This is a genomic window from Lactobacillus johnsonii (genome assembly GCF_014058685.1).
Lineage (GTDB): Bacteria > Bacillota > Bacilli > Lactobacillales > Lactobacillaceae > Lactobacillus.
The window spans coordinates 161,988-174,080 of sequence record NZ_CP059055.1; the positions used below are offsets into that span (position 1 = coordinate 161,988).

General features: G+C 35.0%; 10 protein-coding genes. All 10 read left to right on the top strand.

From position 1 onward, the window contains the following. Positions 1–23 precede the first annotated feature (23 nt). Positions 24–953: a phosphate/phosphite/phosphonate ABC transporter substrate-binding protein gene (locus tag H0I41_RS00740; protein WP_004898580.1), complete on the top strand. Its 930-nt coding sequence runs from the start codon at positions 24–26 to the stop codon at positions 951–953. Between the two features lie 107 nt (positions 954–1,060). Beyond that, positions 1,061–1,846 (top strand): phosphonate ABC transporter ATP-binding protein, encoded by a 786-nt coding sequence (gene phnC / locus H0I41_RS00745; protein ID WP_011161350.1) that lies wholly within the window; start codon positions 1,061–1,063, stop codon positions 1,844–1,846. Next, positions 1,839–2,642, top strand: a complete 804-nt coding sequence (gene phnE / locus H0I41_RS00750) for a phosphonate ABC transporter, permease protein PhnE (RefSeq protein WP_011161351.1) — start codon at positions 1,839–1,841, stop codon at positions 2,640–2,642. Before phnC ends, phnE (H0I41_RS00750) begins: the two co-directional genes overlap by 8 nt. Next, on the top strand, positions 2,642–3,454 hold the full coding sequence (gene phnE, locus H0I41_RS00755; protein WP_011161352.1) for a phosphonate ABC transporter, permease protein PhnE: 813 nt from the start codon (positions 2,642–2,644) through the stop codon (positions 3,452–3,454). The genes phnE (H0I41_RS00750) and phnE (H0I41_RS00755) overlap by 1 nt, the downstream gene beginning before the upstream one ends. Positions 3,455–3,605: 151 nt before the next feature. Further along, entirely contained in the window at positions 3,606–4,088 is a 483-nt protein-coding gene (locus tag H0I41_RS00760) for a hypothetical protein (protein WP_011161353.1), read from the top strand. A 52-nt stretch (positions 4,089–4,140) separates the two neighbouring features. Next, positions 4,141–5,535: a metallophosphoesterase family protein gene (locus H0I41_RS00765; RefSeq protein WP_135014095.1), complete on the top strand. Its 1,395-nt coding sequence runs from the start codon at positions 4,141–4,143 to the stop codon at positions 5,533–5,535. A 60-nt stretch (positions 5,536–5,595) separates the two neighbouring features. Then, positions 5,596–7,545 carry an asparagine synthase (glutamine-hydrolyzing) gene (gene asnB, locus H0I41_RS00770; RefSeq protein ID WP_011161355.1) on the top strand — a complete coding sequence of 650 codons (1,950 nt, stop codon included), beginning with the start codon at positions 5,596–5,598 and terminating at the stop codon, positions 7,543–7,545. Positions 7,546–7,574: 29 nt separating this feature from the next. Then, positions 7,575–8,906, top strand: a complete 1,332-nt coding sequence (locus H0I41_RS00775) for a carboxylate--amine ligase (protein ID WP_004898587.1) — start codon at positions 7,575–7,577, stop codon at positions 8,904–8,906. A gap of 209 nt (positions 8,907–9,115) precedes the next feature. Next, entirely contained in the window at positions 9,116–11,326 is a 2,211-nt protein-coding gene (nrdD, locus tag H0I41_RS00780; protein ID WP_135014094.1) for an anaerobic ribonucleoside-triphosphate reductase, read from the top strand. Next, positions 11,326–12,039 (top strand): anaerobic ribonucleoside-triphosphate reductase activating protein, encoded by a 714-nt coding sequence (gene nrdG, locus H0I41_RS00785; protein ID WP_004898590.1) that lies wholly within the window; start codon positions 11,326–11,328, stop codon positions 12,037–12,039. Before nrdD ends, nrdG begins: the two co-directional genes overlap by 1 nt. Positions 12,040–12,093 lie beyond the last annotated feature (54 nt).

Genomic DNA, 12,093 nt, shown 5'->3' on the forward strand with positions numbered 1-12,093 from the left:
TGTTTTTTCATTAGGAGGAAATGATGAAAAAGTTCAAAAAAGTCTTAGTAGGCCTTTTTGCAATTTTACTTGCTGTTGTTGCAACTGCTTGTTCTAACAAATCAAACAGTTCAAAGGATGGTTATACACCAAAATCATTAACTATCCAATTTGTACCTAGTCAAGCTGCTAATAAGCTTGAAGCTCGTGCTAAGCCTTTAGAAAAAATGCTTTCTAAAAAGCTTGGAATCCCAGTTCATGTTTCAATGTCAACTGATTACAACACAGTTGTTGAAGCTATGAAATCTAAAAAAGTTGATGTTGGTTTCTTACCACCTGATGGTTATGTATTAGCTCATAAACAAGGAGCTGCTGACGTTTTACTCCAATCTCAACGTTACGGCGTTAAGCAACCTGGTGGTAAGGCAACTAATAAATTAGTTGATTACTATAGAGCAGAAATTCTTGTTAAGAAGGGTTCTAAAATTAAATCTTGGAAGGATCTAAAAGGCAAGAGTATTTCAGTTCAAAACCCAACTTCTTCAGCAGGTTATGTTTTCCCAATTGCTGAACTTGGAGAAAAAGGTTTGGATGTGCCAAAGGATTGTAAGTTAGTTACTGTTACTGGCCAAGACCAAGCAGTTTTGAATGTATTAAATGGTGATACTGACGCAGCATTTGTGTTTGAAGATGCTCGTAACACTGTTAAAAAAGACAATCCTAAGATTATGGACCAAGTTGTCCCAATTTACTTCACTAAGCCAATTCCTAACGATACTATTTCTGTTAGAAGTGATATGTCTAAGTCCTTCCAAAAGAAACTTGCAAAGGCATTTATTGAAGTTGGTGAATCTAAAGAAGGTAAGAAGATTATCGAATCAATTTATAGTCACGAAGGCTACACTAAGTCTAAGGACAGCAACTTCGATATTGTTCGTAAGTATGACAAGATTATTGCCAAGGACAAGAAATAGTCAATTAAATAAAGCTTAGTTAGTAAAAGATAATTGTCTCTAAAAGACGATTATCTTTTTATGCACTGTAGTCAATTTAAATAATGTTAAGGAGATTTTTAAATTAAATGGCAGCTACTAATCAGCCGATGATTCAACTAAAAAACGTTAGTAAAATTTATGATAACGGAACAGTTGGTTTAAAGGATATTAACTTAAATATTGATAAGGGAGAATTTATAGTAGTAGTAGGTCTATCTGGTGCAGGTAAGTCTACTTTACTTCGTTCAATTAACCGTCTACAAGATGTCTCAGAAGGAGATATTATAATTGATGGTAAATCAATTACTTCTGCTAAGGGTAAAGACTTACGCGAAATTCGCCGTGATATTGGAATGATTTTCCAAAGCTTTAACTTGGTTAAACGTTCAAGTGTTTTACGCAATGTTTTAACTGGTCGAGTAGGCTACTATCCAACTTGGAAAACAACTTTTAACCTATTTACTAAGGAAGATAAGCAAAAAGCATACGAAGCGCTCCAACGTGTTGATTTAGCAGATAAAGTTTATACTCGTGCGGATCAACTTTCCGGTGGACAACAGCAACGTGTTGCTATTGCCCGTGTGCTTACTCAAAATCCTAAGATTATTTTAGCTGATGAACCAACAGCTTCACTTGATCCTCAAACTTCACGTCGAGTTATGCATGATTTGAAGATGCTTAATGAAGAATACGGGATGACTGTAGTTGCTAACCTTCACAGCGTAGAACTTGCTAAGGAATTTGGAGATCGAGTAATCGGTGTTCGTGCAGGTCAAATTGTTTATGATGGTAAGATGAGTGAAACTTCTCAAGCTGTCTTTGACGATATTTACAATGGTGGAAATGGCAAGAAAGGGGAAGAAGATGCCTAAATCTAAGGAACAGCATTTAGCTGAATTGCCTAAAAAGAAATTCAAAATTATGAACCTTGTATGGGTCGTAATTATGGTTTTAGGTCTCTTTCTTTCAGTAGATGTAACAAATACCCATATTAGTGTTTTATTTAATAACTTTAGTCAATTCACTGATATTTTTGTTCAAATGTGTCACCCCGATTGGGGATATGCCGCTACGGCAGTTCCACTTTTAATTGAAACAATTAAAATGGCAATTTTAGGAACTGTAATGGGATCAGCCATCGCCTTTGTTTATTCTCTTTTAATCGCTAGAAATATTGTTAAGAATAAGGCCGTTACTGGAATTCTAAGAATAATTATGAATATTGTTAGAACTATTCCAGACCTACTCTTAGGTGCAATCTTTGTTGCCGTTGTAGGTATTGGTCCAGTTGCCGGTGTTCTAGCCTTAACTGTATTTACATTTGGTGTGGTTGTTAAATTATTCTATGAAGCAATTGAAACAATTGACCCAGGTCCAATCGAAGCTTTAACAGCCGTTGGTGCAAATAAACTACAAATTATTCATTTTGCTGTGATGCCACAAATACTTACTTACTTTATTTCTTATGTTTTATATGCATTTGAAATTAATGTCAGAGCTTCAACAGTTCTTGGATATATTGGTGCCGGTGGTATTGGTTTGTACTTACAACAAACTCTTCAAGTCTTTGACTATGCTAAGACCGGTATGATTATCTTAGTTATTATCGTTGTCGTAGTTATTATCGACTACATTTCTACTAAATCTCGGGAGGCGTTGATGAAATAATGGATACTACAATGAAAAAATTACCTCCTAAACCAGTGGATACTAAGAAGAAGGTTCAACACTGGACAATTGCCATTGTTACTATCATTTTAATTATTTGGTCATTTGTAGGAATGGATTTTGGCGGAATAAAAGCAAGTGCAGGTCAAATCGCAGGAGCTATTGTTGCCGGAATTTTTCATCCAGATTGGTCATATGTATATAACGGAAGTGGTGAAGATTTAATTTCTCAATTATGGGAAACAATCTGTATTGCTTTCTTGGGTACTTTTATTTCTGCAATTATTTCTTTACCTTTCGCCTTTTGGGCAGCTAATACTCGTCATAAGAAATGGTATACATCCCGTTCAGGAAAAGTTGTATTAGCCGTTATTCGTTCATTCCCAGAAATTGTTTTAGCTTTGATGTTTATTAAGGCAGTAGGACCAGGTTCTGCAGCCGGTGTACTAGCTTTAGGTTTCCACTCAGTTGGTATGCTTGCTAAATTGTTTTCAGAAGCAATTGAAAACCTTGAAGAAGGTGCAAATGAAGCCGTTACTGCAGCTGGTGGATCTAAGTTTAACATTATTATGTTTGCTACTATGCCTAACTTAATGCCAGCCTTGATTTCTAATACTTTGTATCGATTTGATGTTTCAATTCGTTCAGCATCTATTCTAGGTTTAGTTGGTGCTGGTGGTATTGGTTATCCATTAATCATTGCCTTGCAATACCGTCAATGGAATCGTGTTGGTGTAATTCTAGTTGGTATTATTGTCATGGTTGTTGTTATTGACTGGATTTCTGGCTGGATTCGAAAGAAATTAGTTTAATTAATTAGTAAAACATGTAGTTTATCTAAACTACATGTTTTTATTTTGGTAAATTATAAATTTTTTTGTAATATCTACCTATAATATGGATAAGTACAGGAAAAAAAGAACTTTTTTGTTATAATGGAAGTTGTATTTCAAGGAGGACAATATGGATAATTTAACTACCATGACATTGGCTGACGATATGGCTTTATCACAAGAAAAGATTATCAACGGCCAACAAGACCTGAATACCAAGAGAATTTATAATGAAATTAATAGTTTGGATATTCTTGATAAGCCAATCGAAGAATACTTTGATATGACTCAAGATGAATACTACAATAGTGAATCTGATGGTAAATTAACTTTACTACATTTAGATAAACCATTACGTGAATTAAATGATCGTATTTTAACTAACCACGTAGATGGATATGTAGATCAAGACGAGATTAATTTAACCTATAATCATGAGGATCCATTGCAAGATGGTAGCTATGATCGTGCTACTGATTTACATGTACTTTTATATAGTTTAAAAGTCATTGGCGCTGTGAGAGCTATTGCTCCGAATGATTTGAAAAAGGTTTTGTCTAAAGATGCGGTTTTATCATTGGGTCTTGCCGCAAATGCTTTGGCAAATAATTAACCCCAAGGCCAACTAAAGGCCTTTTTTTGTGTGATGAGTGGGGAAGAGTATCATGAAAATTATCAAGAAAACCAAGGGTATGATTGATAAATTTTCCGGTGTTACCCGGAAGATGATGCGAAAGAAAAGTAATATTCCATTTGATGGAATGCAAAAGTATATGACTGTTGGTGAGTATAACGTTGGAGCGCCTGAAGGAACTCCACATGGTGAAGAATATAAGCTTATTGTTTATAAAGATACTGACAATGTCTTACACCAAGCTTTACGTTCGATTAATGCGTCTGATCTAGCACCAGCTTATGTTCGGAAGTTTGATAAAAGGCTAAATCGTTATACTGCATTTGTTAATAAGCAGACAGGACGTCGTTATATCGTTGAAGATCAACTAGATCAGTTAGTAGATTATGTAAAAAAGCATAGCCGAGATGGCTATAACTCAATTAATATCGGTGTTTTAACCGATACACACTATAAAGATGCTGACAGTATTGATTTTTATGGGCATAACGGACTTCGTCATGTTAAAGAGTTTAATTATCTTGAAGATAAAGATGTTTTAGATTTAAAGGCTCATTTAGGTGATTGGATGGATGGATCCGATCCAGGATTAGTTGGCGAAGCAGAGTTGATATCTTTGTCTAGAACGTTTAGATCTAAAAAAACTAACTTTGCTGTCATCAAAGGTAATCACGATGAAAATGATAAATTTGATGAGCACCATGATCTGAGAGCTAGTTTTCCGGAAAATGAATTTGAAGATATAATGTGGCCAAGTATGTATGCGCAAGATGGTATTCACTATATCACGCGCAAGCACGGGGTTGCATATTTTGATAAAGATGATGTCAGAATCATTACGGTCAATACATCTGATTTACCTTATGAGCTAGATGAGCAAGGTAAGAAAAAATACGATACTAAACTTGCTTTAGCGATTCGTGAAGATCAGATGCAAGAAATTATCGAAATTCTTGAAAATTCAAATGGTAAAACAATTATTTTCATGAGTCATGCAAATCCTATTACTCGCAAGGGAACGAATGCCTTGAAATTTAATGGGCGTTCTCTACATGAATTAATGGTTGCCTTCAATCAACGTGAAAAAGGCTATCTTAATTCAAGGGATGTTCCTCCTGAATTTACCCTAGCTAATAGCTTTGATTTCACAAAGATAAAAAATGCAAAAGTAGTTGCATATTTATGTGGACACCGTCATACTGAAGACCAATATCGCATTAACGGTATACAATATATATTTTTTAATTGCTCGGCTCTCATGGGCCCAAACCATGCGCTTACTACGCAATACAATAAGCGCTGGAATAGACAGATGGATCATGCTAATGAAGCAGCTGGATATATAGTAAATGTTGATGTTCAAAGACATTTATTACAAGTATTTGGATACGGAGCTGCTTCTAAGAGACGATTCTATCGAATTTAGTTTTTGAAATGTAAATAGCTTATAATAAGACTACTGTTTATTTTGAGGTGAAAGTTACTTATGTGTGGAATTTGTGCGTTTTTTGATCCTGAATTAAAGGATAAAGACTGTGCTATTCAAGGAATGATGGATACAATTAAACACCGTGGTCCATCTTCCGATGGAAAATATACTAATGATAAGGTGGCTTTAGGTTTTAGACGTTTGTCAATTATTGACCTTCGTGGTGGAAGTCAACCAATTTTTAATGAAGATAAAAGTAGAGCAATTATTTTTAATGGGGAAATTTATAATTTTAAACCATTAAGAAAAGAATTAATTGATGCAGGTCATACCTTTACTACTAAGGCTGATACTGAAGTTTTACTTCACGGCTATGAAGAATGGGGAATGGATGGCTTATTGAAGAAAGTTCGTGGTATGTTTGCTTTTGTAATTTGGGATGACAATACCAAGACTTTATATGGTGCTCGTGACTTCTTCGGAATTAAGCCAATGTACTACTCAGACCAAAATGGTAAGTTAATTGTTGGTAGTGAATTGAAGAGCTTCTTAGCTTACCCAGGCTTTAAAAAGGAATTAAATACTGAAGCAGTTAAGCCATACTTAATGAACCAATATAATGACTTAAAGGAAACTTTCTTTAAAGGTGTTTACCGCTTCCCAGCAGGTCACTGGTTCGAATATAAAGATGGCAAAATGAAGACTCATCAATACTGGGATGCTAAGTATGTTGAAAATAGCTTAAGTTTTGAAGAAACCTTAGACAAAATCAATGAAGACTTAAAAGAAACTGTTGATTTATACAGAAATGCGGACGTACCAGTTGGTGCATTCTTGTCTGAAGGTATTGATTCTTCTTACTTAACTAGTTTACTTGATCCTGAAGATGTCTTCTCAGTTTCTTTTGATGATTCTACATATAATGAAGCATCAAAAGCTAAGGCACTTTCTGACTTACACGGCTGGAAATTCTTTGCAGATAAAGTTGATGCAGATGAAGCAATGCGCGACTTCCCAGAAATGCAATATCACATGGACGAACCAGATGCTAACCCATCTATTATTCCATTATGGTACTTGTGTAAATTAGCTAGAAAGCATGTTACTGTTGCACTTTCTGGTGAAGGTGCTGATGAATTATTTGCAGGCTACGTTAACTATGGAATGCATACCCATAATGATGTAATTAAGGTCTTTACTGCTGGCCTTAAGAAATTACCTAAGAAAAGTCGTGTTCGTTTAGCTCATAAGATTAAGAAGATGCCTAACTTCCCAGGTAAAGTACATATGTACACTAACTTGGCAGAGCCAAGTGAATTTTATGTTGGACAATCTGTCATTTATGATATGGACTATCCAACTATCTTTACTTCTAAAGATGCTAATGGTATTTTGCGTGATAAATACAAGAATGATCTGACAGTTAACGGTATTTATCAAGAAGACTTTAAGAAAGTTAAAAATATTGATGAAGTTAAGCAAATGCAATATATTGATCTTCACCACTTTATGCTTAATGATATTGAGCAAAAAGCAGATAAGATCTCAATGGCTCACTCTCTAGAATTACGTGTGCCATATCTTGATAAGAAGATTGCAGAACTTGCTAACTCAATTCCAACTAAATATTTAGTTAACCGGCACGATACTAAATATGCTCTTCGTAAAGCATCTGAGAAGGTCTTACCAGAAGAATGGGCTCAAAGACCTAAGCTTGGTTTCCCAACTCCAATTAAGCAATGGCTTAAGGAACCAAGATTTTACAAACAAGTTAGAGCATTGTTTACTGAAGACTTTGTAGATGACATTTTTGACCAAAAGAAGATTGTTAAATTGCTTGATGATAACTACAAGGGCGATGGTTCAGCTCGTCGTCAAATTTGGGCTATTTACACTTTCTTAGTTTGGTATAAATTATTCTTTGTTGATTATGATGAAACTGTTAAGAAGTATCAACATGTTCAACCAGAAGTAGCAGAATTAATCGAAAGTGGCAGACTTGTTTAATTAAAGTTAGAGAGAAGTACGGATACAAAATGGTACAAGCAAAATTTACTCCTATTTTACTCGGTAGTGACATCAATGTTTACGGAATGGCTCGCTCCTTCAACGAAGCTTATGGAATTAAGGTTCAAGCTTGGGCTGCTAGTCAATTAGCAGCAACGCGCTATTCTAAAATTGTTGACGTAGAAGTTCATGAAGGCTTTGAAGAAGATCCAGGCTTTATGAACGTTATGAAGCAAAAGATTGAAGAATACAAGAATCATCCAGAACCAGTTATTTTAATTGCTTGTGGAGATGGATACGCAGAATTATTGGCTAAGCATAAGGGTGAGTTGAAGGATACTTTTGTTGTTCCTTACATTGATTATGACTTGCTAGAGAAGCTAATTTCTAAAGAAGGTTTCTACGAAATTGCTGAAAAATATGGTCTTCCATATCCACATACTAAGATTGTGACTATGGATGACTATAAGGCTGAAAATTATTTGAATTTACCATTTGATTATCCAGTTGAATTGAAGCCAGAAGATCCAGTTTCATGGTTGAATTGTCAATTTGAAGGCCGTAAAAAAGCCTTTACTATTCACGATGAGGCAGAATTAGTAGATATCGTTGGTAAAATCTATACCAATGGTTATACTGAAGACTTGATTTTACAAGATTTCATTCCAGGCGATGATTCTAACATGCGTGTTCTTAATGCTTATGTTGATAAAGATCACAAGGTTAAGATGATGTGCTTAGGTCACCCACTTCTTGAAGACCCAACTCCTCAATCTATCGGTAATTACATGGCAATTTTGCCAGCCTTCAGTCAAAAGCTCTACGATACTGTTCAATCATTCCTTGAAAAATTGAACTATACTGGTATGGCTAACTTTGACATTAAGTACGATCCAAGAGATGGAGAATACAAATTCTTTGAGATCAACCTCCGTCAAGGTCGTTCAAGTTTCTATGTAACTTTAAATGGCTATAACTTAGCTAAGTGGTATGTAGATGATTATGTTGAAGATAATTTGAAAGATAAGCCAACAGTTTATGGAAATAAAGACGGTGCTAACTATATGTTGTGGCTTGGTGTTCCAAAGAAGATCTTTAAGGAATATGCTTACGACAACGGTTCAAAACGCCTAGCTGAAAAGTTAATTGACGAGGGTCACTATGGTACAACTGTCTTCTATGATAAAGATCGTAGCTTAAAACGTTGGTTATTGATGCACTACATGTTCCATAACTACTATGCTAGATATAAGAAGTACTACCAAGTAAATAAGGGACAATATTTTGAAGAAGAAGCTAAAAAATTAGAAAAGCAAGCTCTTCGTGATGGTCAACAAGAAAACCATGAGAATGAAATTTAATTAGAAAAATACTGCTGAGAATTTTTTACTCTCAGCAGTATTTTTTTGACTACTTTACTAATTATAGAAAATTTTGAAAATGAGCCTCTCTCTTGCTAGACGTGACTTTTGCTTAATACAATATATATGATCCAAAATGTCAATACCTACAATATCATGTAGTTTCTGATAGAATAGAACCATAGATATTGTGAAAGAAGAGAATAACCATGTTACAACAAGATGCTCAAATTAAATCAATTACTCAAATGACACTGCCAGAAACAGCTATTAAAAGAGACGGCAGCATCTATCCTTTTGCTCTTTACAAAATTGAAATGGTTTTAGATAGCTTGCATCTGACTGAACATGAAGCAGATATTTTACCTGCTATCCTTCAAAAATTAAATGGTGCAAAGCAGACTTCTACTGAGAAAATAGCAGATGCATTTGTTCAAACATTAATCGAACTCGGCTTTAGTGATGAAGCAAATGCTTATGTTGATTACCGTAGAGAAGATGAAGCTAATTTTAAGAAGCAAACTGAGACTACTAACCGTCTGGGACGTTTAATTCACCATGATCCAACAATTGTTAATGAAAATGCTAATAAAGATTCACGTGTTTTTTCAACTCAGCGTGATTTAACAGCTGGTGTAGTTGGTAAAACAATTGGTTTAACGATGATGCCAGAACATATTGCTAAGGCACACTTGCGTGGTGATATTCACTGGCATGACTTAGATTACACACCGCTCAGTCCTCTAACTAACTGTTGTTTGATTGACTTTAAAGAAATGCTAGGTCATGGCTTTACAATTGGAAATGCAAATATTGAATCTCCTCATTCAATCGAAACAGCCACTGCTCAAATGTCTCAAATTATTGCTAATGTTGCTTCTAGTCAATATGGAGGCTGTTCTGCCGACAGAGTAGATGAAGTTTTGGCTCCATATGCTGAAAAGAATTATCACAAGAATATTAAAGAAGCTAGCGAATTTTTTGACGATGAAGAAAAGATCAAGGCTTTTGCAGTTAAGCGAACAAAAAAGGATATCTATGATGCTATGCAAGCTCTTGAATATGAAATTAATACTCTATTTTCAAGTCAAGGGCAAACACCATTCACTACTTTAGGTTTTGGACTAGGAACATCTTGGATTGAACGTGAAATCCAAAAAGCAATCTTAAAGATTAGAATTGAGGGTTTAGGAAAAGATAAGAGAACAACTATCTTTCCTAAGTTAGTCTTTACGCTAAAGAAGGGACTTAACTTACATCCTGGAGATCCAAACTATGATATCAAGGAATTAGCTTTGGAATGTTCTACTAAGCGTATGTATCCAGATATTGTTAGTTATGACATGATTAAGAAAATTACTGGATCATTTAAAGCTCCAATGGGTTGTCGTTCCTTCTTACAAGGGTGGAAAGATCCAGAAACTGGTAAAGAAGTAAATTCTGGTCGTATGAACTTAGGTGTTGTTACTTTAAACCTACCTAGAATTGCCATGGAATCAAAGGGAGACAAAGATTTATTCTGGCAAATTTTTAGAGAAAAAGTCCAAACAGCACATGAAGCTTTACAAATTAAGGCTAAACGTTGTACTGATGCTGTACCTGATAATGCTCCAATTCTTTATGAATATGGTGCTTTTGGTAAAAGACTAAATGCAGAAGATAATGTAAATGATCTTTTCAAAAATGGACGCTGTACAGTTTCCTTAGGCTATATTGGACTTTATGAAGTTGGTACAGTCTTTTATGGTCCTAATTGGGAACATAATGAGGAAGCGCACCAATTTACTATTAATATTGTTAAAGAACTTCACGATTACTGCGCTAAATGGGAAAAAGAAGATCCAAATCACTATCACTACAGTGTATATTCAACTCCAAGTGAAAGTTTGACTGATAGATTTTGTCGCCTGGATACTAAAAAATTCGGTAAGGTTAAAGATATTACTGATAAGGAATACTACACTAATTCCTTCCACTACGATGTAAGAAAGCATCCAACTCCATTTGAAAAATTAGCTTTTGAAGCTCCTTATCCATTTTATGCTGCAGGTGGATTTATTCATTATTGTGAATATCCAAACCTTAAGCAAAATCCTAAGGCACTAGAGGCTGTTTGGGATTGGGCTTATGATAAAGTAGGATACTTAGGAACCAACACTCCAATTGACCAATGCTACAAGTGTGGTTTTAAGGGTGAATTTAAGGCAACCGCTAAAGGCTTTGAATGTCCACAATGTGGAAATCATGATCCAGAAACTTGTGACTGTGTAAAGCGTACGTGTGGCTATCTAGGCAATCCTTTGAAACGTCCAATGGTTCATGGTCGTCATGAAGAAATTGTCCACCGTGTAAAGCACTTGAATATGGGAATGGAAGAAAAGATGGCTAAGGATGAAGTTAGAAAGAATGACGAATACTGATGCCAGAGAAAGATAAGAATAATCAAGAAGGTCCTGATGTTCGAGGAAATTTAATTAAGGTTAATGTTGGTGGAGATACTATTTTTGTTGATTCTAATCAATATAAGCCGCAAGTTGAACATGCTAAAAAATTAAAACAACAACATAGAAAACCGAAGAATCCTAAGCCCCAAGAATGGAAGTCAGAAGAATACTCTAAGCATAAAATTGCTGACTATAAGCCATTTAACTTTGTTGATGGTGAAGGGGTTAGATGCAGCTTATATGTGAGTGGATGCTTGTTTGACTGTCCCGGTTGTTATAATTTAGCAGCCCAAAATTTTAATTATGGACGTCCTTATACTCAAGAATTGGAAGATAAAATTATTGAAGATATGTCTCAATCCTATGTACAGGGGCTAACTTTATTAGGCGGTGAACCTTTTTTAAATACTTGGGTATGCTTGAAATTAATTAACCGGGTGCGTAAGGAATTTGGACATAGTAAAGATATTTGGTCTTGGTCAGGCTATACCTGGGATGAGCTTCAAAAAGAAACTCCTGATAAGAAAGAAATGCTTTCAAAGATTGATATTTTAGTTGATGGACGTTTCATGGATGATTTGAAAGATCTGACACTACAATTTCGTGGTTCAAGTAACCAGCGAATTATTGATGTTCAAAAATCAATCAAGGCTAATAAGGTTGTTATTTGGGATAAACTGGTTAGATAAATTTGATAGAATAAGGGAAACAAGAGAGTTTCTCTTATTTTTTTAGGTGAAAAG

What these genes read in the sequence shown, in the direction of transcription:
- H0I41_RS00740 (WP_004898580.1), top strand. Translation starts at nt 24, where the DNA reads ATGAAAAAGTTCAAAAAAGTCTTAGTAGGCCTTTTTGCAATTTTACTT.
- phnC (WP_011161350.1), top strand. Translation starts at nt 1,061, where the DNA reads ATGGCAGCTACTAATCAGCCGATGATTCAACTAAAAAACGTTAGTAAA.
- phnE (WP_011161351.1), top strand. Translation starts at nt 1,839, where the DNA reads ATGCCTAAATCTAAGGAACAGCATTTAGCTGAATTGCCTAAAAAGAAA.
- phnE (WP_011161352.1), top strand. Translation starts at nt 2,642, where the DNA reads ATGGATACTACAATGAAAAAATTACCTCCTAAACCAGTGGATACTAAG.
- H0I41_RS00760 (WP_011161353.1), top strand. Translation starts at nt 3,606, where the DNA reads ATGGATAATTTAACTACCATGACATTGGCTGACGATATGGCTTTATCA.
- H0I41_RS00765 (WP_135014095.1), top strand. Translation starts at nt 4,141, where the DNA reads ATGAAAATTATCAAGAAAACCAAGGGTATGATTGATAAATTTTCCGGT.
- asnB (WP_011161355.1), top strand. Translation starts at nt 5,596, where the DNA reads ATGTGTGGAATTTGTGCGTTTTTTGATCCTGAATTAAAGGATAAAGAC.
- H0I41_RS00775 (WP_004898587.1), top strand. Translation starts at nt 7,575, where the DNA reads ATGGTACAAGCAAAATTTACTCCTATTTTACTCGGTAGTGACATCAAT.
- nrdD (WP_135014094.1), top strand. Translation starts at nt 9,116, where the DNA reads ATGTTACAACAAGATGCTCAAATTAAATCAATTACTCAAATGACACTG.
- nrdG (WP_004898590.1), top strand. Translation starts at nt 11,326, where the DNA reads ATGCCAGAGAAAGATAAGAATAATCAAGAAGGTCCTGATGTTCGAGGA.